Consider the following 18,304-nt stretch of genomic DNA (forward strand, 5'->3'; position numbering starts at 1 on the left):
AGCCGTTAACGAGTATGACTATTTTCCTAATTTTGTTCTTGTTCTGTTCTGGTTTTCGAGTCATGCTAAGGGCATCCCAAAATCCCAAGGAGCATGAACATGGCAGAGTTTTTCGTGGTTCAATCCTTCTCCCCGGCCAAGCGTGGCGCGATGAAGCCGGATATCCCGGTGCAGGCGACAAGCGTCATGCATGCGCGCCGGATGGCCGAGCGCCTGGCGCTACAGAAGCCGATGGTCTTTGCGACCGTGATGGAAGGAGACCCCGAGAGTGGCGACTTCGGCGAGCCGAAGCTGATCTATTTCCACGGCGATGAGAAGCCCGAGGAAGTCAGCAACATGCAGCCGATCTAGGAGGGCGCGGGCATCATGGCGATCAGATACGCGAAACCGCCTCCGGTTCGTAACGCTGATACTGTTGCAACGCTGCGAGACATGGCAGAGGGGCCGGCTTTTGAACCCTCTGTCGTGATAGAGCGATCAGCTGCTCGAATAGCTACTGAGATGAAGAGGATCCACGGCGGGGACTGGGAGTACCGGATTGATCATCAACGGAAGATGATGATGGTTTGGGCGACCGACTGACCGACAGATGATTTGAGATTACCGTGAACGCGAGCTCCACGCCTCGGTCGTCAAGGCCGGGGACGCGGCGAAGAAGCGCCAAAATTTCCTCGTCGCTGGCCTTCCGACCCATGTCGCGTTGGGGATGAAGGAATAACTCTGATACGTGGACGTTAAGCGCAGCCGCGAACGCCTGTAGCCACCCTAAATCCAAGCCGCGCTTGCCCGTGAGGAGGCGAGAGACGTTAACGTCACTCGTATCCATCTTTTCCGCGATCAATTTATTATTAAGCCCCTCCGTCTCCATCCGCTCGATGATGAAGACCCCGTCGGGCTGCTTGTCGGTGGCGCGCGTTTTTACCATACCGGAAACCTACTTCCCGGCATATTCGGCATGAATAGCCAATATGGTAATTTTCCTCGTTGACTGAAATTGCCAATATGGTAATTTCCGTTCATGGAAAAGATCAGGACATGGCGCAAGGCGCGCAAACTCAGCATCGAAGAGGCCGGCGAACTCGTCGGCGTTAGTGGCGTGCAATGGTCTCGATATGAGACTGGAAAACGGCGCATTCCTGCTGAGAACCTTCAAGCTGTTTCTGAGGCCACAGGCATCCCGCCTCATGAGCTTCGACCCGATCTGGCCGGTCTAGTCGCCGCCTCGGGAGCCGCGGCATGATCGGTGAGCCTCACACCATCCCCGACGATATGGCCGCTCGCGTTGCCCGCCTCATCAATGAGGCCGAGGACATGCGCCAGCAGGCGGCAGATGACCTGAAACAGATCTACGCTGATCTGCGCGAAGAGTTGCGCGGCCTTGGCTGGGACGGCAAGCACGTCTCCGCCGAAGTCGCCGCGCTCAAGGGCGCGATTGGCGAGATGCGCCTTGACGAGAAGGCGAAGGAGAAGCGCGAGGAAAAGGGCGAGCGCGTCGACGACTATGTCTCGCTCCTCACACGCGCACGTGCACGTGAGGGCAACAGCTATTCGGCCGCTCGCCGCTCCGACGCTGGCCTTTCCATCCTCACCAAGCACGAAGACATCAGAACAGCGCCGGTAACGGCGGAAGAGATTACCCGGCCCGCACATCCGGCGGTTTCCGGTGGCGAACCGAGCATACCAAGCACAGATGCCGGCGGCGTAAAAATGGGTGGTTCCAGCCATCCAGGCCGGCCCGACGCGACGACGTCGGGTCTCATAAGCGCCAAATCGGAGCGTGCCACCAACACCAATTCCCAATCGGACGACGGCGCAATCGCTGAAGTGAAGGGTAGTAGCGCCCGACTTGCGAACGCCGCTGGCGTTGAACCGCCGTCGTCCGACCGCCAGTCCGATCAACCCGGAGAAGGAGGAGCCATTGTAGTAACGAGCAGCGCTCCCGGCGCGGGTGATGAAACCCAAACCTCGAACACAGGGGAGGGCGCCGCCAATGCCGCTCTCCCCGCCAAGCCGAAGGTTTCCTTCCGTCCCAACTGCCAACACCCGGAGAATTGCGCCAGCGGCACACGTGATCATTGCTGGTCCTGCCGTCGGGCGATGCAGAAAAGCGAGGAGATGGCATGAACATCGTCTCTCGCATTGAAGACCACCACGACACTCTCGAAAGCCGAGCCGAGGTAGCGCTGACAGACATGCGCCTGGGCCTCGATGTTCGCCCGCGCGAGATCGACCGGGCCGTGATGCTCGAAGTCGAGCGCTCCAGTTCCCGTTCCCATCAATCCCGTCCGAGGAGGAAGGCAGCATGACATGCAATTTCCGTGTTGGGCAGAAGGTCGTTCTCGTCGACGATACCCCTCGTGTCGGGGATGGCATCGTGCCGCGAGCACGCGCAATCAGTCTAGGCGCCAAGTATCCGGTAAGGGGCTGCGTCTACGCCGTCCGCGACATCAGGACCACGGCGATTTCCGGCGAAGTATGTCTTCTGCTTGCGGAGTTGGATAACTCCCACTTTGTCACTGCGCACGGCTTCAAGTTCGAGCCAGGCTTTTCGGCGTGGCGCTTCCGGCCTGCCGTCGAGCGCGGCACTGACCTTGGCATGTCCATCCTCCGCAACCTTCTGAACAAGACCGGGAAGCTCGTCGAGGTGGACGCATGAGCTGGCTCATCTACGGCATCATCGGCTTCACGATCCTCTGCGGCGCGACGGCGGTCGCATACGCCTTGGCCGACCGAGACGACGGACGCGGAGAGTTCTCCGGAGCCACCGAAGGCGACCAGATCCATTTCAATCAGCGCGGCTCGTCCCCCTCCGGCGGCTGATTGAGAGGCCGGCGCGCTTGCTCCTCCTCCCAGGGCGCGCCGGCCATCACCCTTATCCTCGGGAAATCGCCTTTGAGCCGCAGAACGACTGCGTGCACGGCGCTTCCCAAGGAAACGAACGAGGACGCCGAAGCCGGGGAAACCCCGGCGCCCTCTCTGGCCCCAGCTGATTTTGCGGCGGGGCTGGGGAACTGAACAACGGTCTCGCCAGCGGCGGACCTGAGAGACGAAGCGGGTAACTCACCCGCCGCATGCGGGAAGCGGCTCGCTTCGTCTCCACTGGAATTTGAAGGTCGTTTCACTGTGTCTCCCTTCGCTCTGTAGCAAGACGAAATTGACACAGGAGAAATCGCGAAATGCCGAAAATCGATAGGATTAGTCCGAAAATGTCGACAGTTGAATTCTGCCAGAAGGCCTTGAGGCATCGGATCGCGCCTCCCTCGCACGGGAGCGTGAAGGCGCGGATTACCGCAGCCGCCCGCAAACTCGGCTGGTCGGTCTCCCGAACGAAAGACGTTTGGTACGCGGATCCTCGCGTCTCCATCAGCGCCGACGAACTTCACGCAATCGAGACGAAGACGGGAGTCCACTATGGACGGGAAGAAGCACGCGAACTCGAACGCGAAATCGAAAACGCCACTGCGCTCCTGGTGGCAATGCAAGCGGGTAGCCCTCGCACGCTCGCTCATGCGCTCATCCAAGCAGCTCGCATTCTGGCTGGCGCCGGAGCTTAAGGACGAGATCGAGGAGGGCGAGTGATGCAGCCACACCAGATCGAAGTGCTCGACTTGTTCAGCGCCGCCGCTGGCGGTTGGTCGCTCGGGATGCATCGCGCTGGCTTCAAGACCATGGCCGCCTGTGAGTTCGTCGAATGGCGCCGGGAGATCTACTCGCAGAACAACCCAGGCGTCAGGATCTATGACGATGTTTGCACCCTCACGGCAGATCGAATTCTCCGAGATTTCGGACGACTTCCGTCAGTCGTCGTCGGAAGCCCCCCATGCCAAGACATCAGTTCAGCCAACACCAAAGGAAAAGGGGTCGAAGGCGCGCGCAGCGGCCTCTATTTCGAAGCCATCCGCATCATCGGAGAGTGCCGTCCTCGTTGGTTCGCTCTTGAGAACAGCTCTAATCTCCGAACTCGGGGCGCTGACGCCGTCCTCGCTGCGCTGGAGGAACTCGGCTACACCTGCTGGACGTTCGTGGTACGTGCTGGAGACATCGGCGCCAACCACGAGCGGCCCCGAAGCTGGCTTATCGGATGCGACCTCGCTCAGGTTACCGACACCTCTGAAGCGGGACATGAAGGGTGGTCCACGATACGACGCGGATGGCCGGCGCGGCATAAGCATGCGGGAGATCATGCCCCCGAAGGCACGGGACGCGTGGGAAGCGCAGCAAAGATCGGCCCTGGCCACGTCTGCGAGCACGGTATCCGCTGGCCTTGGTCTTGCGACGAATGTGACCGCGATGCTCCCTACGCCCCGGAAGAGCGACGCGACACATGGCCCGGACTACCGGGATCGCCCGAACGGGACGAACCTGAACACGTATTTGGCGGCGCAGGAAACCTTGCCGACCCCGACCAAGCGCGACAAGCGGATGGATGCATGGTCGCCGGCGTACGACAAGCGGAAATCGCCGACGATGGACGCTGTGCTGGACGGGGCGATGCGGGACCGAGCATCCGACAAATGGCAGTACGCACGGCAGATTGCGGCCGCGTTGCAGAATGGCGGACTGACTGGTCCCTCGATGACCTTGCCGCTCACCTACAACTGGATGATGGGCTTTCCGCCTGGGTGGCTGGCACGCGCATTGCAGTCGGCGGTCCAAAAGGGACTTCTGCAGCAAGCCTCATTGTCGAAGCGTTCGGCGATGCCGTCGTCCCGCAAATCCCCGAAGCCATAGGCCGTGCGATCCTCCGGACCGAACGCGCGCTAGCCGTTGCTTATGGGAGGGCGGCATGAACGACATCACCCTCCTCAAGGAAGAGATAGCCGAGCTGGAACAGGAGATATTCCGGCTCAAGAACTCGATGCAGCGCGCCGACAACGGCGTGAAGCTCAAGCGCATCAAGGTGAAGTCGCGCACGCTGGAGCGCCTCAAGGTAGAGCTTTCAGCGCTTGAGAAGCTGAGGGCGAGCGCATGAGCCAGAACACATCATCCGCCGTTATGCAGCAGCGCAGTGAGCCACACGATAGCCTCGACGATTTCCCGACGCAGCCATGGGCTACGCGGGCGCTCTGCGAGCACGTGCTGACCGGCTGTAATCTAACCGGCAAGACCGTTTGGGAGCCTGCCTGCAATCGCGGCCACATGTCCGATCCGCTTGGGGAATACTTCTCGGCTGTGTGGGCATCTGATGTTCATGATTATGGGCTGGACGGCGCGTTCCGGCACGACTTCCTTATGCCTTACACGCCGCGAATGCTAAACATTCCGGGCTGGGGAGTTGATTGGATTATCAGTAATCCTCCCTTCCGCCTCGCTGAACAGTTCATCGCGCAGGGCCGTGGCATGGCTGGTGAAGGTGTGGCGATGATCGTTCGCACCTCTTTCCTTGAGGGTGTGGGCCGCTACGAAAAACTGTTCAGCAAAAACCCTCCGTCAATCGTTGCCCAGTTCTCCGAGCGCGTGCCGATGGTGAAGGGACGCCTGACTGCGACCGGATCGACCGCCACGTCGTATTGCTGGCTGGTCTGGCAGAAAGGTGTGGCGGGAACAAAGCTGGTTTGGATCCCGCCATGCCGGAAGAAGCTTGAGCGCCCCGAAGACTATGCGGCTTACCGCGAGGTGGCCGCATGACGCTCCACCTCACCAGAGAGCAGGGCCAAGCCCTCCTGTCATCGAAGCCGAAGCGCAGCAAGTACGGCGCTGAGAAGACGTTGCTCGACGGCATCCTGTTCGATTCAAAAGCCGAGGCTCGCTTCTACGCCGACCTGAAGGTTCGTGAGCGTGCTGGCGAGGTGACGGATATCGAACTTCAGCGCGGGTACGACCTAGCACCGAACGGGGTCCACGTCGCCTTTTACGTTGCCGATTTCGTGTTCTTCGACCGCACCGTCTGCCGTCGGCGTGTCGTCGATGTGAAAGGCGCGCCGGCCACGCCTGCTTTTCGTCTCAAGGCCAAGCTCATGAAGGCGTGCTTCGGCATAGAGGTCGAGGTGGTCAAATGAAGTACGCCCATCGCGAATCCGAAATCATCGGCCAAGGGCTCCTGCCGAAACAGGACTGGAAGCAGGGCGATGTCCACTGGCGCGCCGAGATTGCCAGGACGAACGAACTGATCGAACTGGATGATGATCAAGCCGAAGCGGCGCGATCGGACTTCGCCGACGTGCTGGATCTCCTCGAAAGCCCGATCGAGCAGGTGGCACTCCTGCACATGCTTGGCAGAAACTATGCGCCGATACGTTCCGAAGCGCCGCTCTTCGCACGGGCGATGACGGCTCTGCCGGAAGAGTGGCCGTTGTCCTCGCCCATCATCATTGTCCCGCAGGTCGATATCGGCCGGTACCGGGTCGATTTCATGGTGCATCTGCGGAACGGTCTGCGCTTCGCCGTCGAGTGCGACGGGGCGGAGTTCCACGATGCCGCCGCGGACACGCTTCGCGACGTGTCGCTTTTCCGCAAGAACCACCTCCGCCTTCTTCGCGCGACAGGGGGAGAGATATTCGAAAGCCCGCTGTGGACGAACGGCGTGCGGAAGATGGTCTTCACCATCTGCGGCTTCCGAGACGAGTACGGCCGATGAGCAAGCGCCGTCTCCCATACATGCCCTTGTGGGTCGAGGACTATCACCGGGACACCCGCCATCTCTCGACGGAGGAGCACGGTGCGTACCTCCTGTTGCTCATGGCCGCCTGGGAAGCGCCGTCGAACTCCCTGCCGGACGATGATCAGACGCTTTCAGGCCTCGCGAAGGTTGCGCCGGCACGTTGGGCGAAGATGAAGCCAAGGATCATGACGTTCTGGCACCTCGATGGCCGCAGCAAAATGTGGGTGCAGAAGCGTCTCAAGAAAGAACGTCGATTGGCTGTCGATAGAAAGCAGAAAGCGAGCGATGCCGCCGCAACCCGCTGGAATAAAACGAAAAAGGGTGATGCTCAGGAGATGCTTGAGCAATGCTATCCATCCATAACCACCAATACAAAACCTAACGGTTTTTCTAAGCGCGCAGGCGCGCAAAAAAAATCTGACATCTGCGAGTTGAAGGAGGCTTTTGCCGATGGGTGATCTAGTCCCTGCCGATATCTTCGAACGCCTTCCTGAGCGCTACCGCCGCCGGGCGAGGGAAATCAGCATCCGGGTTTCCGAGATCGATGCCTTGCTGCGCCGCTGCGATACCGGCGCGCTGCGAGACGCTGCGGTCCGACTTCGCGGCCAGCTACGCCCCCAGCCGGACGTGGAGATGGCCGACTTCGCCAAGGAGTTCCGGACCGCCTGCGCCGATCTGCCGGAGTGGGCCGTCTCGGAAGCCACGAACGACTTCCTCGCCGGCCGGGTCGAGAACCATACCGGCCAGTTCATGCCGACTTGCGCCGAGTTCGCGCGTCACGCCAGGTCGATCATCGCGCCATTTATCGGCGAGAAGAATGGGCTTCGCAATGAGGCCGAACGCTTGTTCGAGCGGGCAGAGGACGAGGCAAGGCGCGCGGCAATCGCGATAGAGCGGGCCGACCCGGCTGTCAGGCAGAGGGTGCGAGCACTCATCGCTTCGGCGAACGCTGGCGCACCGCTGCCAGTGATCGGGCATACCCATTCCGGAATGACGCCGGAGGACAAGGCGGAGATGGACAAGCTCCGCATTCGCCGGCCGCATGTCTCGAAGCTTCCCGAAACTCGACTTGTGAAGGGGAAACGCTCATGAACATCCAGTTCACAGCGAAGACGTTCACCAGCGCCGCCGCGATGATTGCGGATCATGCCGCCGTGCGCCGCCGGCTGCTTGGCCGACCACCTCGCAAGATCGCCTCACCGGTCCCGGCCCCTGTCGAATCTGACCCGATGGTGACGGTGCGCCGGCGGCTCCCACCCGTGAAGCTCCACTTCCACGACGCCCATGTGAAGGCGTTCCGCAGGTGGCAGATGATTGCGGCAAGCGGTCCTTGCACCGAGCATATCCTCAAGCGCTGCCAGGAAGAGCGCATGTCGTTCGAACTGGTCGTCGGGCCATGCCGGAAGCGGAAGATCGCCCATTTCCGCCAAAAGCTCATGTGGGAGATCAAGATGAGCGTGAAGCCGTCTGCCTCATGGCATGAGATCGGCCGGCTGTTCGGTGGGCGGGATCACACGACAGCGCTTCATGGCGTCCGGGCGCACCAGGCGCGCGTCGACAGCGAGGAGGTATGAGTATGGCAAGACGGGGCAGGAAGGCAAAGCTCGGCACGATCAATCTGGCTTCGGTCGGACACAGCCAGGCCAAGCCGGAAATGAGCGAGATCGACAACCCGCTCTACAACGGGGCGCACGACGGTGAGACATGGAACCCGAAGAAGACCATGGCGGTGAAGAACATGAAGGAAAGCGCGCTCGTCGTACTGGAGCAACGGAAGCTCATCGATGAGGCCCAGGCCAAGGCAGGCGAGCGGTTCCGCCGCATATGGGAGGCGCTGGGCGGCGCTGGCGCTGGATCATTCGACTACAGTCGCGAACCGGTCGATGGCGGCGGCCCACGCTCGGCGCTTTCCGATCGGCAGATACAGGCCGGGATTGACCTCGCCGACTGCCGCCGCGTCCTTGGCATCGGCTATGACGTCATGGTGAAGGTGGCCGGCGAGGGGCGGGCGGTCGCTGATCTCGCGCAGAGCAAGAACCTCCAGCGTGCCTATGTAGAAATGCTGAAGCAGGGGCTTACCGCGCTTGCCGTTCATTTTGGCTATGAAAATCGCGGGAAACGGCGAAAAAGTGCTTGAACAGGGATTCCGCTCGCAACCCGAATGAGGTATAGGAAATCTATAGTGGTGATTTGTGCTTAGCCTAGGTCACTCATTCTTGTTACCTAGTTCGTATCCTTTCTTTCGTGCGTTGAGATATTCCCGCCGCGCCCTTAGAGAGGTAGCTTTCGCAAGGTCGCCCTTAGACAGGGCTTTTGCTTCCATCACACTAAGGCTGTTCAGTTCTTGCGCCAGCTCAATCGAGGGAGGCACCATTGGGGGCGCGGGATGGCCAAACCCAACTTGGCGCATCCTCCTCAGCTCAAACATCACTTCGCTTAGTCCTTCCTCAATGTTCTGTAGGCGAGCGTTGTCGGTTTCCCTTTTTGGGGCTTTGGCGTCAGGTAGCTCGATCGTCGAATAAGAGGCTTCAAAGTCTGGCCACCATTTATTGAACGATGCTTCAACTCTCGTCTGATCAAGTGGTTTTGCGCAGAATGTATTGATCTGCAGCATCAAATCTTTCATCTCCTCCGCAACTGGTCGAGCATATTGAAACTGAGTTAGTGGCGATTTTGCTGCCTCAAAATTTTCGACACCACATAAAAGCGGGGCGACAATGCCTTTGACGCTTTTCGATAAAGCTCCAGCCTCAAATAAGATCCATGGCGCCGCGACGTTTGTCTTAGTGACGACGATAATTCCGAAGTCAATCTCGGCGAGGTTGTTGGAGACTGACGCCAACCAACGCTCACCTTTGCCTATGTCTTGAGAGGAAACGTACACCTCGGCGTCTTGTATGACGCACGGTATCCAAGATTTCAGCAGTTCTGCGATCTGCTTGCTTTCCTCGCCCGACCAACTCGCAAAAATACGCATACATTCCCCCAGATTGCGTCCCCTGTCCGCATTCAACCCTGAATCTTTTTGGCGAGCAAGTACCGTCTTGCCTCAGCGTTAATGCTCGCCGCCTAACCCCTCCACCCCAGCAGAAAGGAAAGAGCATGAACAGCATCCGAAGTCTGATCTGTGCCGGCCTCGCCCTTGCGGCCATGGCTTTCACCATCGCAGCGCCGGCCGTCGCGGCCACGCCGACCGATCCCGGTGTCTACGAATCCGTCAAGGCCTCGATCGAGAAGCTGATGATCCATCAGGTCTATGCCGACGTCGTCTGCCTCAGCGTCATCGCCCCGTCGGCCGAGCCCCACAGCGCGGCCACCCGAAGTTCGGTCGACCTCTCCAGCCTGAACGTTGCCAGCACGCCCGTCGCCGTCGAAGCCTACCGCCATATCGACCCTGACATCGGCGCCCGAGCGGGCATCTAACCCCCGCATACCCGAAACGAGAGCCGGGCTTAGGTCCGGCTTCTCAGCGCAGCCTTCTCATGACCTAAGCTCGTGCCTTGCGGCGTCTAGGATGCTCCTTGGGCTCCATCTTCGCGTTGACGATTATCTCGCCGCCGTCCAGTGCTTGGGCGACTACATCGGCCATACGGGCGCGCCACTCCGGCCCGCGTTCTCGGTAGGCGGCAACCACATCAGGGTCGAGCCGTATGGTAACGGCCTCCTTCGGGCTCTCGACACGGGGTCGGCCCCGCTTTGCGATTTCCCGCTCCATGGCCCTCGCCATGCCGGGGAAAGCCTCGGCAAATGGCTTGGCGTTGGCGATCTGATCGTCGGTCAATTCCGGGTTATCCGGGTCGGCGGAAATCATCTTCTGAACTTCGGCCTCTTCCTCTTGGGTGAGGGGGCGCTTTGAGGAGAATTTGCTGGTCATCACAGCTTCCTTTCCTTGGTGCTGGCCGGTCGCATCGAGATAACGGACAACGCTTCCGAGCCGAGCGGCTTGAAGACGACGGCGATGATAATCATGCCGTTGAATTCGCCGATGGCGACGTGGCGACGGTCCTTCGACGGAACGATCTTCGAAGACAGGAAGAACTCGAAAGACAGGTCAGCGAAGTCCAAGCCGTGCTTGGCAATGTTCTTTTCGCGCTTCGGTTCGTCCCATACGATCTTCATGGGATTATTCGTACACGGAAAATCGTTAAGGTGCAACAATATTCGTACACGGAAACTATTTAATATGTACGATAATTCAAGGTTAGCCCATGCCAGTCCTGAAAAATGCCCGGCATGAGAAGTTCGCCCAGGCGCTCGCCAAAGGCAAGACGGCAACCGAAGCGTATGCAGAAGCTGGGTTCAAGCCGCATGATGGGAATGCAGCTCGATTGAGAGGAAATGAGAGGATTTCAGCACGGGTCGATGAGATCACAGGAAAGGTCAATGAGCGCGTCATCGACAAGCTTGCCATCACGAAGGAACGTGTTGCCGCCGAGCTGGCGAAGATCGCCTTCCTCGACATCCGTGAGGCTGTCCGTTGGGGCCGAAGCCCGGTCGATACTGAATCTGAGAACGCCAGCCCGAACGGCCTAGGCATCTACCCTGTCGAACTGGTCCCGAGCGACATGATCAGCGATGAGGCTGCCGCCGCCGTGTCGGAAGTGTCGCTGACCCAGACCGGTGTGAAGATCAAGATGCATGACAAGCGGGCGGCGCTGATGGATCTGGCCAAGCTGATGGGCTTCATCGTTGAGAAGCACGAGCATTCCGGAGAGATGAACCTGACCGTATCCGCAGAGGATGCCAATCTGTGATGCATGGAACCAGTAAAATTAACGGAGAAGCAGCGCGAGGCTAACCGCCTCCTGGCCAGCCCCGCCCGCAATATTATGCTTCGCGGCGGGTCTCGATCGGGAAAGACCTTCGTTCTGGTGCGCGCGCTGATCCAGCGAGCTATCAACGCGCCGGGATCTCGGCACGTCATCTTCCGTTTCCGGTTCAACCACGCCAAGACATCGGTTTGGTCGGACACCTTGCCGAAGGTGCTGTCGCTGTGTTTCCCGTCCCTTCGCGTCCGGTTCGATAAGACGGACTTCTACATCGAACTGCCGAACGGATCACAGATCTGGATTGCGGGCCTCGATGACAAGGAGCGGGTCGAAAAGATCCTCGGTCAGGAATACGCCACGCTCTACTTCAACGAGAGCAGCCAGATACCATGGGCGTCGGTCGAGACGGCGATGTCGCGCCTGGCCCAAAAATGCAAACTGGCACCGGCAATCGCGCTGGCCACCGGCCGCACATTCCTGGCGCTGAAGGCCTACTTCGACTGCAACCCGCCATCTAAGCTCCATTGGAGCTATCAGATGTTCCGGGCCAAGATGAAGCCGGGAACGAAAGAGACGCTGGCGAAGCCGGAAGACTACGTTGAGATGCAGGTAAATCCTGCGGACAACGTGGACAATCTGCCGGCAGAATACTTCGATGTCCTCGCGTCGATGTCGGCGGCCAAGCGACTGCGGTTTGAGGCAGGTGAGTGGGCCAGCGAAGTCAGCGGTGCGCTGTGGGCGCTTGAGGACCGCAAGGCACCGGACGGCAAGACCATGCCGGGGATTGATAGTCTCCGCGTGGCGACATTGCCTGAAATGCGCCGCATCGTTGTATCGATCGACCCTTCCGGCACGCGAGGGGATGATGGTGGCGACGATATCGGCATCATCGTTGCGGGTCTCGGTGTCGATGGTCACGGCTATATCATTGAGGATGGCACCTGCCAGATGTCCCCTGAAGGATGGGGTAGGCGGGCGGTAGACCTCTATCATCGGCACGGGGCCCACCGGATCATCGGTGAGCGCAACTTCGGTGGCGACATGGTGCGCTTCACCGTTGCGACAGCCGATAAGAGGGCTGCCTTCAAGGAAGTCGTCGCCAGCCGTGGCAAGGCGGTACGCGCAGAGCCGATCAGCGCTCTCTACGAGCAGGGGAAGGTTCATCATGTCGGTGACTTCCCAGACCTCGAAGACCAGATGTGCAACTTCACACCGTCGGGATACCTCGGCGATGGATCACCTGACCGTGCCGACGCTCTTGTCTGGGCGCTGACAGAACTCATGCTGACCGGCTCGAACTATACCCTCTCAAACGTTGGATGACGCCGATGGCCTGTGGCTCCTGTGAAAAGCGCCGGCAGATGATTGCCGAGGCCCGCAAGCAGGGCGGCGTGAAGGGTGTGGTTAAAGCTCTGCCGCGGATTGCTCGGGACGTGGTGAAAAACCCGCCGAAACTCAGGGACAAGCGCAATGGGTAATGTCGTACAGCTTCGGACGAATGACAGCCTTCGGTCTGTCGTCGCCGGCCTTGGCGATCCGATGCGCGACAAGATCGCGAGCGCCGCATATGTCCTGCAGTACCTCGACGACTACCAGCTGGCCGCGATCTACAAGAGCAACTGGCTTGGCCGGAAGATCGTGGACATCCCGGCCATGGACGCCGTCCGCAAGGGCCGCGACTGGCAAGCGGAACAGGATCAGATTGAGCTTATCGAGGCTGAGGAAAAGCGTCTCGGGTTCTGGCACAAACTGCTTGAGGTGAAGGTCAAGGCCCGCCTGTGGGGCGGGGCTGCGCTGTACATCGGCACTGGCGACACGGACCTGATGCAGCCGCTCGAACCGGAGCGCATCAGCAAGGGCGGGGTCAAGTACCTCACGGTGTTGGGCCGCCGCGATGTCTCCGCTGGTGAGATCAGCCAGGACGTTCTTTCGGAGTTCTATGGCCGCCCCGCTTACTACGAGGTCACGGGCTCGTCGACAGCTTCGATGGTCCGTATCCATCCGTCGCGCCTTGCTGTGTTCGTAGGCGCACCCCATGCTGACAATCTCTTGTCGCAGGGGCCGAACCAAGGCTGGGGCGACAGCATCCTGGAAGCCGTCTACACGGCGATGAAGAATGCCGACGCCACGGCGGCCAACATTGCGTCCCTCGTGTTCGAGGCGAACGTTGACGTGTTCCGGATACCGGATTTCATGACGAGCCTTTCCGATCCGGCATACAGCAGCCGTCTGCTGGAACGTTTCGCCCTTGCCGCAACCGCCAAGGGCGTCAACCGTGCCCTGATCCTCGACAAAGAGGAGGAATACGAGCGGAAACAGGTGACCTTCGCCCAGCTGCCGGAAATCATGCAGACGTTCTTGCAGATGGCAGCCGGCGCAGCCGATATCCCGGTGACCCGCCTTCTTGGCCAATCGCCAGCAGGCATGAGCGCCACCGGCGAATCGGACATGAACAACTATTACGACCGGGTGTCGTCCATCCAGTCGCTGGAGATGACGCCCGCGCTGTATCGGCTCGATGAATGCCTGATCCGCTCTGCACTCGGTAGCCGCCCGGCGGAAATCTTCTACGAGTGGTCCCCGCTCAAGCAGATGACGGAGAAGGAGCAGGCAGAGATCGGCAAGCTGTATGCCGAGACCTCCGAAATCTTCGGCCGCACCGGCCTGTTCACCTCGGAAGAGCTGCGAACAGTCGTGGCCAACCAGCTCGTCGAAAGCTCTTTCTATCCCGGCCTTGACCAGGCCATGGAAGAGACCGGCACGGATTGGGAGAAGGAATTCGAGGCGAACAAGGAAGCAGAGGCCCAAGCGAAGGCCGAAGCCGAGGCAGCGCGCCAGCAGATGGGCGATGCCGCACCGCGCACGCTCTATGTCCGTCGTGACGTCCTGAACGCCGACGAACTCATTGCATGGGCGAAGGGGCAGGGTTTCAAGACCACGCTCCCGGCGGATGACCTGCACGTCACCATCACGTTCAGCCGCACTCCGGTCGACTGGATGAAGATGGGCGACAACTGGTCGGACAACGGCAAGGGCGGCTTGACCATCCCCGCCGGCGGACCGCGCCTCATGGAAGCGTTCGGCCAGAACGGCGAGGCGAAGGTGCTGGCGTTCGCCTCAAGCGCGCTGTCGTGGCGCCATGAGGATATGAAGCGGAACGGTGCGTCGTGGGATCACGAAGAGTACCAGCCGCACATCACCATCAGCTATGACCCGGATGCGCCGGACATCGACAGCATCGAGCCGTTCCGCGGCAAGATCGAGCTGGGGCCGGAAATCTTCCAGGAGGTCAAGGAAGACTGGCAAGCCGGCATTCGCGAGGAATGATGCTCCGCTATTCACTCGCCAAGCTTGGCCGGTCTGCCGGCCGAGCAAAGGGCACCAAGGCTGAGCTGCCTGCTATAGAGCCAAGGCTGTCAACCGAACGTGAGTATTACGCCGCCCTACGCTCCATGCTGACCGAGATGGCGCGGGAGACGCGGGAAAGCGTCATTCCGCTCTATCAGTCGGAACTTGCGCAAAAGCGCCTGGCGATGACGAGGGATGCGGACCCGTCGTGGTTCAATCGTCTGGCTGCACTCACCGCCGCCTTACAGAGGATCGCATCGGACACGGTGAACCGGGTCATGCGTCTGGAGGCGGTCCGGCACACGGAAGCGTTCATGGCCACCGCCAAGAGAACGCTGGGCATCGATCTTCGGTCTGTGGTGCAGATGGAAGACCTCGCCGCGTATCTGGAAGCCGCCGCCGGTCGCAACACGGCGCTCATCACCGGCCTGGCCGACGACACAATCAAGCGGATCCAGCAGGCGGTCTATGACAACAGTATCGCCGGGAACTCGGTGACCACGCTGCGGAAGGCGCTGGCCGAGGGCTTCGGCATCTCCGATCGGCGGGCGAAGCTCATCGCCCGGGACCAGACGGCCAAGCTGAACAGCGATATGAACCGCATCCGGCAGGAGCAGGCAGGCGTGACGTCCTACTCGTGGATGACCAGCCGGGACGAGCGGGTTCGCGAGCGTCATCGCAGGATGGACGGCAAGGTCTACAAATGGGGCGAGGCCACCGGCGCGGAGCAGGGGCTTCCGCCAGGCCAGCCCATAAACTGCCGATGCATCGCGCGGGGTATCGTCGAGTTCTAGAGGCCCAGCAGCCTCTTGACGTCATCGGGCATGTCAACTCGATCGCCGATGTCATCGGGGCCGATCTGGATGACTTCCGTCGTCTCGATCGACCGCTTGAGCTTCCGAATTTCGAGCGCCAGCGCTTCGATCTTGACGTTCTGGTCAAGGATTAACGTGCGCAGGGCTCGGAACTGTTCGTCGGTCATGCCGGCGATGTAATCGCATCAAAGGATCAATGTCCATGCAATTCACCGACGCTGTAGCGGTGTCCGGCACGCGTCGGACGGCCGATGGATATCTTGTCGCCGAGGCGCGCTCGGTCCGCACGGGCATCCAGCTTTATGCGGGGGCCGAGGTCGGCAAGCCGGAACTGCCCGTGGTGCGCGTCTACCGCCCCGCTGATCAGGTCTTTGCCGATGCCAGCCTCCAGAGCTTCACGCACGCCCCGGTCACCATGGATCACCCGGCGGAGGCTGTGACCGCCGACAACTGGAAGAAGCTCGCCGTCGGCGAGGTCAGCACGGCAGCCAAAAAGGATGGCGAGTGGGTCCACCTGCCGCTGATCCTGAAGGACGCCGCAGCGATCGAGGCCGTCGAGACCGGCAAGCGCGAGCTTTCGGCCGGTTACACCTGTGAACTCGTCTGGGGTGACGGGGTGGCTCCGGATGGCTCGGCCTTCGACGCCCAGCAATCGAACATCAAGATCAACCATCTCGCGATCGTCGATCGGGCGCGGGCTGGTTCTCAAGCTCGCATCGGTGACGGTGCGATTTCGTGGGGCGCCGCCCCTGTGACCAATGATCAGCAACCCGAAAAGGAAAAGATCATGACCCTGAAGACGGTTACCGTCGATGGCATCCCGGTCGAAGTAACCGACCAGGGAGCCACGGTGATCGGCACGCTGCAGTCGCGACTTGCCGATGCCAACACGAAGTTCATCGACGCCGAGAAGGCGCACCAGACGGCTATCGCCGCCAAGGACGCCGAATTGGCCAAAAAGGACGCCGAAATCGACGCCCTCAAGGCCAATGTTCTCGACGAGAAGGCTCTCGACGCCAAGGTGCAGGCCCGCGCGGACCTCATCTCCGTTGCCAAGTCCATCGCCAAGGACGTGAAGACCGAAGGTCTGACCGACGCCGATATCCGCAAGGCCGTGGTCGTCGCCAAGCTCGGCGATGCGGCTCTCGCCGGCAAGCCCGAGGCCTACATCGATGCGCGCTTCGACATCCTGGCCGAAGACGCCAAGAAGAACCCCGATCCGTTCGCCCGCGTCGTCGCCGATGGCCTCAGCGCGCCGGCCAATCTCACCGACAGCAACAAGGCCTACGAAGCCATGCTTCAGCGTGATCGCAACGCCTGGCAGGGTAACCAGAAGGAGACCGCATAATGGCAATCCCTCCCGTCTCTTACTCTCGCGATACGCCGAAGGGTTATCCCGGCATGATCGCCACGACGGAGCCACATCACATCATTTCGATGATCGTGGCCGCCGCTTCCGCCGATATCCCGTTCGGGCGCGGCGTTCTCTTCGGCACGGTCGAGGATACGGTCGCTCTTCCGGCGGCCATTGGCAAGTTCGCTGGCATCGCCGTGGCGGATCGCACGATCCCGTTTGAACAGGGCGAGGTCTTCAAGGCCTACGACCAGATCAGCGTGATGAAAAACGGTTCGATCTGGGTCACGGCGCTCGTCGCCGTTGCGCAGGGCGATCCCGTCTACATGACACCGACCGGCACCTTCACCAATGTCTCGAACTCCAGCGCCAACCAGCTGATCGAGAACGCGGAATGGGCGACGGTCACCTCTACCACCAACCAGATCGCCAAGCTTCGCCTCGGCGTCACCAAATAAGGGGACATCACCATGTTCACGACTGATGCGCCCGCTCTGGCGCTGAACTTCCTGCGCACCGCGCAGAACTATATCGAGCCCGGCATCTATGCCCGCCAGTATCCGGACTTTCAGTACCGGGAACTTGTCCCGGTCGACAATTCCGCACCGGACTGGACGACGGCCATCGACTTCTTTTCGATGGGCGATGACATTGGCGAAGCCCGTGAATTCGCACCCGATGGCGACGACATCAACTTTGTCGACTTCAAGCTCGACAAGGGTTCGAGCCGCGTCTTCATGGTCGGCATTGGCTACCGTTACAATCTTCAGGAGCTTGCCCATGCTCAGGCATACGGCATCCGCCTGACGGATGAGCGCGCTGATGCGGCCCGCCGCAAGTACGAGCAGTTCATCGACAACCTCGCGTTCATCGGCCGGTCGAAGCTCGGCATGTCCGGCCTGATCAACACGACCAGCGTCACCGCTCTCACCGCCGCGAACGGCGCAGGCGGTACGGCAACCTGGCCGACCAAAACCCCGGATGAAGTGGTCGCCGACTTCAACCGCGTGCTCGGGCTTATCTTCACGGAATCGAACGGCATCGAGACGGCAGATACCATCTTGATCAGCCAGGATCGGTACAACTATCTGATCGGCAAACGTCTCGACCCGACGTCCGAGACCAACCTGCTGGATTACATCCTGCGGGCCAACGTCTACACGGCCCGTACCGGTCGGCCGCTGACCATTCGTGCCGTGTTCGGTCTTGAGACAGCCGGTGCCGGCAGCACCCAGCGCATGGTCGCCTACCGCCGCACGCCCGATGTTGTGAAAATGCACGTCCCCATGCCGCTGCGCTGGCTTCAGGCAGAGCAGCGGCTCCTGAAGTTCGAGGTTCCGGGCATCTTCCGCACCGGTGGCGTGGAAGTGCGCCGTCCGGGCGCGATGCGCTACCTCGATGGCATCTGAGGAGGCCG

Annotated in this window: 29 protein-coding genes and 1 pseudogene; 25 read left to right on the forward strand and 5 right to left on the reverse strand. The window is 60.6% G+C overall.

All coding sequences use genetic code 11. From position 1 onward, the window contains the following. Window positions 1–99 precede the first annotated feature (99 nt). On the forward strand, window positions 100–351 hold the full coding sequence (locus GR158_RS12105) for a hypothetical protein (RefSeq protein WP_230640051.1): 252 nt from the start codon (window positions 100–102) through the stop codon (window positions 349–351). Window positions 352–493: 142 nt separating this feature from the next. On the opposite strand, the gene GR158_RS12110 is transcribed toward GR158_RS12105, so the two are convergent. Continuing rightward, window positions 494–925: a helix-turn-helix transcriptional regulator gene (locus GR158_RS12110; protein WP_160871284.1), complete on the reverse strand. Its 432-nt coding sequence runs from the start codon at window positions 923–925 to the stop codon at window positions 494–496. A gap of 93 nt (window positions 926–1,018) precedes the next feature. On the opposite strand from GR158_RS12110, the gene GR158_RS12115 reads away from it, so the two are divergent. From GR158_RS12115 to GR158_RS12185, 15 genes are all read left to right on the forward strand, one after another. Beyond that, entirely contained in the window at window positions 1,019–1,240 is a 222-nt protein-coding gene (locus GR158_RS12115) for a helix-turn-helix transcriptional regulator (RefSeq protein ID WP_160871285.1), read from the forward strand. Further along, on the forward strand, window positions 1,237–2,124 hold the full coding sequence (locus GR158_RS12120) for a hypothetical protein (protein WP_160871286.1): 888 nt from the start codon (window positions 1,237–1,239) through the stop codon (window positions 2,122–2,124). The genes GR158_RS12115 and GR158_RS12120 overlap by 4 nt, the downstream gene beginning before the upstream one ends. Next, the gene (locus GR158_RS12125) at window positions 2,121–2,306 is read left to right on the forward strand and encodes a hypothetical protein (protein WP_160871287.1); all 186 of its coding nucleotides are present in this window, start codon (window positions 2,121–2,123) and stop codon (window positions 2,304–2,306) included. Before GR158_RS12120 ends, GR158_RS12125 begins: the two co-directional genes overlap by 4 nt. Then, entirely contained in the window at window positions 2,303–2,656 is a 354-nt protein-coding gene (locus tag GR158_RS12130) for a hypothetical protein (protein WP_160871288.1), read from the forward strand. The genes GR158_RS12125 and GR158_RS12130 overlap by 4 nt, the downstream gene beginning before the upstream one ends. Then, entirely contained in the window at window positions 2,653–2,820 is a 168-nt protein-coding gene (locus GR158_RS12135) for a hypothetical protein (protein ID WP_160871289.1), read from the forward strand. The genes GR158_RS12130 and GR158_RS12135 overlap by 4 nt, the downstream gene beginning before the upstream one ends. A gap of 591 nt (window positions 2,821–3,411) precedes the next feature. Continuing rightward, window positions 3,412–3,579, forward strand: a complete 168-nt coding sequence (locus tag GR158_RS12140) for a hypothetical protein (protein ID WP_160871290.1) — start codon at window positions 3,412–3,414, stop codon at window positions 3,577–3,579. Next, complete coding sequence (locus GR158_RS12145; RefSeq protein ID WP_160871291.1) at window positions 3,579–4,790, forward strand: DNA cytosine methyltransferase; 1,212 nt, start codon at window positions 3,579–3,581, stop codon at window positions 4,788–4,790. Before GR158_RS12140 ends, GR158_RS12145 begins: the two co-directional genes overlap by 1 nt. Next, a complete protein-coding gene (locus GR158_RS12150) occupies window positions 4,787–4,972 on the forward strand; it encodes a hypothetical protein (RefSeq protein WP_160871292.1) in 186 nt (61 codons plus the stop codon). The genes GR158_RS12145 and GR158_RS12150 overlap by 4 nt, the downstream gene beginning before the upstream one ends. Continuing rightward, on the forward strand, window positions 4,969–5,628 hold the full coding sequence (locus tag GR158_RS12155) for a methyltransferase (protein ID WP_160871293.1): 660 nt from the start codon (window positions 4,969–4,971) through the stop codon (window positions 5,626–5,628). The genes GR158_RS12150 and GR158_RS12155 overlap by 4 nt, the downstream gene beginning before the upstream one ends. Beyond that, window positions 5,625–5,999 carry a DUF1064 domain-containing protein gene (locus GR158_RS12160; protein WP_160871294.1) on the forward strand — a complete coding sequence of 125 codons (375 nt, stop codon included), beginning with the start codon at window positions 5,625–5,627 and terminating at the stop codon, window positions 5,997–5,999. Before GR158_RS12155 ends, GR158_RS12160 begins: the two co-directional genes overlap by 4 nt. After that, on the forward strand, window positions 5,996–6,577 hold the full coding sequence (locus tag GR158_RS12165) for a hypothetical protein (RefSeq protein WP_160871295.1): 582 nt from the start codon (window positions 5,996–5,998) through the stop codon (window positions 6,575–6,577). The genes GR158_RS12160 and GR158_RS12165 overlap by 4 nt, the downstream gene beginning before the upstream one ends. Further along, window positions 6,574–7,059, forward strand: a complete 486-nt coding sequence (locus GR158_RS12170; RefSeq protein ID WP_160871296.1) for a DUF1376 domain-containing protein — start codon at window positions 6,574–6,576, stop codon at window positions 7,057–7,059. Before GR158_RS12165 ends, GR158_RS12170 begins: the two co-directional genes overlap by 4 nt. Further along, window positions 7,052–7,693 (forward strand): hypothetical protein, encoded by a 642-nt coding sequence (locus tag GR158_RS12175; RefSeq protein ID WP_160871297.1) that lies wholly within the window; start codon window positions 7,052–7,054, stop codon window positions 7,691–7,693. The genes GR158_RS12170 and GR158_RS12175 overlap by 8 nt, the downstream gene beginning before the upstream one ends. Next, window positions 7,690–8,175 (forward strand): helix-turn-helix domain-containing protein, encoded by a 486-nt coding sequence (locus GR158_RS12180; RefSeq protein WP_160871298.1) that lies wholly within the window; start codon window positions 7,690–7,692, stop codon window positions 8,173–8,175. Before GR158_RS12175 ends, GR158_RS12180 begins: the two co-directional genes overlap by 4 nt. A 2-nt stretch (window positions 8,176–8,177) precedes the next feature. Then, the gene (locus GR158_RS12185; protein ID WP_160871299.1) at window positions 8,178–8,738 is read left to right on the forward strand and encodes a hypothetical protein; all 561 of its coding nucleotides are present in this window, start codon (window positions 8,178–8,180) and stop codon (window positions 8,736–8,738) included. Window positions 8,739–8,807: 69 nt separating this feature from the next. On the opposite strand, the gene GR158_RS12190 is transcribed toward GR158_RS12185, so the two are convergent. Then, window positions 8,808–9,578: a hypothetical protein gene (locus GR158_RS12190; protein WP_160871300.1), complete on the reverse strand. Its 771-nt coding sequence runs from the start codon at window positions 9,576–9,578 to the stop codon at window positions 8,808–8,810. A 125-nt stretch (window positions 9,579–9,703) separates the two neighbouring features. Here GR158_RS12190 and GR158_RS12195 point away from each other — a divergent pair, with 125 nt between their 5' ends. Then, on the forward strand, window positions 9,704–10,024 hold the full coding sequence (locus tag GR158_RS12195) for a hypothetical protein (protein WP_160871301.1): 321 nt from the start codon (window positions 9,704–9,706) through the stop codon (window positions 10,022–10,024). 139 nt (window positions 10,025–10,163) lie between these two features. Here the strand turns inward: GR158_RS12195 and GR158_RS12200 are convergent. Both GR158_RS12200 and GR158_RS12205 read right to left on the reverse strand, forming a co-directional pair. Continuing rightward, window positions 10,164–10,475: pseudogene (locus tag GR158_RS12200) on the reverse strand (BrnA antitoxin family protein); the annotation flags it as partial. Further along, window positions 10,475–10,720 carry a BrnT family toxin gene (locus GR158_RS12205; protein ID WP_160871303.1) on the reverse strand — a complete coding sequence of 82 codons (246 nt, stop codon included), beginning with the start codon at window positions 10,718–10,720 and terminating at the stop codon, window positions 10,475–10,477. The gene GR158_RS12205 and the pseudogene GR158_RS12200, both read right to left, overlap by 1 nt. Window positions 10,721–10,809: 89 nt before the next feature. On the opposite strand from GR158_RS12205, the gene GR158_RS12210 reads away from it, so the two are divergent. From GR158_RS12210 to GR158_RS12230, 5 genes are all read left to right on the forward strand, one after another. Next, on the forward strand, window positions 10,810–11,355 hold the full coding sequence (locus GR158_RS12210; RefSeq protein WP_160871304.1) for a terminase small subunit: 546 nt from the start codon (window positions 10,810–10,812) through the stop codon (window positions 11,353–11,355). A 3-nt stretch (window positions 11,356–11,358) separates the two neighbouring features. Continuing rightward, the gene (locus GR158_RS12215; protein WP_160871305.1) at window positions 11,359–12,693 is read left to right on the forward strand and encodes a phage terminase large subunit; all 1,335 of its coding nucleotides are present in this window, start codon (window positions 11,359–11,361) and stop codon (window positions 12,691–12,693) included. Then, window positions 12,690–12,848 (forward strand): hypothetical protein, encoded by a 159-nt coding sequence (locus tag GR158_RS12220; protein WP_160871306.1) that lies wholly within the window; start codon window positions 12,690–12,692, stop codon window positions 12,846–12,848. The genes GR158_RS12215 and GR158_RS12220 overlap by 4 nt, the downstream gene beginning before the upstream one ends. Beyond that, a complete protein-coding gene (locus GR158_RS12225; RefSeq protein ID WP_160871307.1) occupies window positions 12,841–14,697 on the forward strand; it encodes an anti-CBASS protein Acb1 family protein in 1,857 nt (618 codons plus the stop codon). Before GR158_RS12220 ends, GR158_RS12225 begins: the two co-directional genes overlap by 8 nt. 125 nt (window positions 14,698–14,822) lie before the next feature. Beyond that, window positions 14,823–15,512, forward strand: a complete 690-nt coding sequence (locus GR158_RS12230) for a phage minor head protein (protein WP_160871308.1) — start codon at window positions 14,823–14,825, stop codon at window positions 15,510–15,512. Here GR158_RS12230 and GR158_RS12235 read toward each other — a convergent pair. Then, a complete protein-coding gene (locus GR158_RS12235) occupies window positions 15,509–15,700 on the reverse strand; it encodes a hypothetical protein (protein WP_134653274.1) in 192 nt (63 codons plus the stop codon). The two genes, GR158_RS12230 and GR158_RS12235, sit on opposite strands and share 4 nt — an antisense overlap. Before the next feature lie 35 nt (window positions 15,701–15,735). Here GR158_RS12235 and GR158_RS12240 point away from each other — a divergent pair, with 35 nt between their 5' ends. Genes GR158_RS12240 through GR158_RS12250 form a run of 3 tightly spaced genes read left to right on the forward strand, consistent with a single transcriptional unit; the run spans window position 15,736 to window position 18,296 of the window. Then, window positions 15,736–16,881: a DUF2213 domain-containing protein gene (locus GR158_RS12240; protein WP_160871309.1), complete on the forward strand. Its 1,146-nt coding sequence runs from the start codon at window positions 15,736–15,738 to the stop codon at window positions 16,879–16,881. Then, window positions 16,881–17,345: a DUF2190 family protein gene (locus tag GR158_RS12245; protein WP_134652590.1), complete on the forward strand. Its 465-nt coding sequence runs from the start codon at window positions 16,881–16,883 to the stop codon at window positions 17,343–17,345. Before GR158_RS12240 ends, GR158_RS12245 begins: the two co-directional genes overlap by 1 nt. Before the next feature lie 12 nt (window positions 17,346–17,357). Next, on the forward strand, window positions 17,358–18,296 hold the full coding sequence (locus GR158_RS12250) for a DUF2184 domain-containing protein (RefSeq protein ID WP_134652592.1): 939 nt from the start codon (window positions 17,358–17,360) through the stop codon (window positions 18,294–18,296). Window positions 18,297–18,304 lie beyond the last annotated feature (8 nt).

The organism is Shinella sp. AETb1-6, assembly GCF_009826875.1.
GTDB lineage: Bacteria > Pseudomonadota > Alphaproteobacteria > Rhizobiales > Rhizobiaceae > Shinella > Shinella sumterensis.

Excerpts from the sequence above, each read along its gene's own strand:
- GR158_RS12120 (WP_160871286.1), top strand. The coding sequence starts at position 1,237 with ATGATCGGTGAGCCTCACACCATCCCCGACGATATGGCCGCTCGCGTT.
- GR158_RS12135 (WP_160871289.1), top strand. The coding sequence starts at position 2,653 with ATGAGCTGGCTCATCTACGGCATCATCGGCTTCACGATCCTCTGCGGC.
- GR158_RS12160 (WP_160871294.1), top strand. The coding sequence starts at position 5,625 with ATGACGCTCCACCTCACCAGAGAGCAGGGCCAAGCCCTCCTGTCATCG.
- GR158_RS12115 (WP_160871285.1), top strand. The coding sequence starts at position 1,019 with ATGGAAAAGATCAGGACATGGCGCAAGGCGCGCAAACTCAGCATCGAA.
- GR158_RS12175 (WP_160871297.1), top strand. The coding sequence starts at position 7,052 with ATGGGTGATCTAGTCCCTGCCGATATCTTCGAACGCCTTCCTGAGCGC.
- GR158_RS12210 (WP_160871304.1), top strand. The coding sequence starts at position 10,810 with ATGCCAGTCCTGAAAAATGCCCGGCATGAGAAGTTCGCCCAGGCGCTC.
- GR158_RS12235 (WP_134653274.1), bottom strand. The coding sequence starts at position 15,700 with ATGACCGACGAACAGTTCCGAGCCCTGCGCACGTTAATCCTTGACCAG.
- GR158_RS12125 (WP_160871287.1), top strand. The coding sequence starts at position 2,121 with ATGAACATCGTCTCTCGCATTGAAGACCACCACGACACTCTCGAAAGC.
- GR158_RS12170 (WP_160871296.1), top strand. The coding sequence starts at position 6,574 with ATGAGCAAGCGCCGTCTCCCATACATGCCCTTGTGGGTCGAGGACTAT.
- GR158_RS12195 (WP_160871301.1), top strand. The coding sequence starts at position 9,704 with ATGAACAGCATCCGAAGTCTGATCTGTGCCGGCCTCGCCCTTGCGGCC.
- GR158_RS12110 (WP_160871284.1), bottom strand. The coding sequence starts at position 925 with ATGGTAAAAACGCGCGCCACCGACAAGCAGCCCGACGGGGTCTTCATC.
- GR158_RS12155 (WP_160871293.1), top strand. The coding sequence starts at position 4,969 with ATGAGCCAGAACACATCATCCGCCGTTATGCAGCAGCGCAGTGAGCCA.
- GR158_RS12165 (WP_160871295.1), top strand. The coding sequence starts at position 5,996 with ATGAAGTACGCCCATCGCGAATCCGAAATCATCGGCCAAGGGCTCCTG.
- GR158_RS12215 (WP_160871305.1), top strand. The coding sequence starts at position 11,359 with ATGGAACCAGTAAAATTAACGGAGAAGCAGCGCGAGGCTAACCGCCTC.
- GR158_RS12185 (WP_160871299.1), top strand. The coding sequence starts at position 8,178 with ATGGCAAGACGGGGCAGGAAGGCAAAGCTCGGCACGATCAATCTGGCT.
- GR158_RS12225 (WP_160871307.1), top strand. The coding sequence starts at position 12,841 with ATGGGTAATGTCGTACAGCTTCGGACGAATGACAGCCTTCGGTCTGTC.
- GR158_RS12105 (WP_230640051.1), top strand. The coding sequence starts at position 100 with ATGGCAGAGTTTTTCGTGGTTCAATCCTTCTCCCCGGCCAAGCGTGGC.
- GR158_RS12245 (WP_134652590.1), top strand. The coding sequence starts at position 16,881 with ATGGCAATCCCTCCCGTCTCTTACTCTCGCGATACGCCGAAGGGTTAT.
- GR158_RS12145 (WP_160871291.1), top strand. The coding sequence starts at position 3,579 with ATGCAGCCACACCAGATCGAAGTGCTCGACTTGTTCAGCGCCGCCGCT.
- GR158_RS12130 (WP_160871288.1), top strand. The coding sequence starts at position 2,303 with ATGACATGCAATTTCCGTGTTGGGCAGAAGGTCGTTCTCGTCGACGAT.
- GR158_RS12240 (WP_160871309.1), top strand. The coding sequence starts at position 15,736 with ATGCAATTCACCGACGCTGTAGCGGTGTCCGGCACGCGTCGGACGGCC.
- GR158_RS12205 (WP_160871303.1), bottom strand. The coding sequence starts at position 10,720 with ATGAAGATCGTATGGGACGAACCGAAGCGCGAAAAGAACATTGCCAAG.
- GR158_RS12250 (WP_134652592.1), top strand. The coding sequence starts at position 17,358 with ATGTTCACGACTGATGCGCCCGCTCTGGCGCTGAACTTCCTGCGCACC.
- GR158_RS12190 (WP_160871300.1), bottom strand. The coding sequence starts at position 9,578 with ATGCGTATTTTTGCGAGTTGGTCGGGCGAGGAAAGCAAGCAGATCGCA.
- GR158_RS12230 (WP_160871308.1), top strand. The coding sequence starts at position 14,823 with ATGCTGACCGAGATGGCGCGGGAGACGCGGGAAAGCGTCATTCCGCTC.
- GR158_RS12220 (WP_160871306.1), top strand. The coding sequence starts at position 12,690 with ATGACGCCGATGGCCTGTGGCTCCTGTGAAAAGCGCCGGCAGATGATT.
- GR158_RS12150 (WP_160871292.1), top strand. The coding sequence starts at position 4,787 with ATGAACGACATCACCCTCCTCAAGGAAGAGATAGCCGAGCTGGAACAG.
- GR158_RS12180 (WP_160871298.1), top strand. The coding sequence starts at position 7,690 with ATGAACATCCAGTTCACAGCGAAGACGTTCACCAGCGCCGCCGCGATG.
- GR158_RS12140 (WP_160871290.1), top strand. The coding sequence starts at position 3,412 with ATGGACGGGAAGAAGCACGCGAACTCGAACGCGAAATCGAAAACGCCA.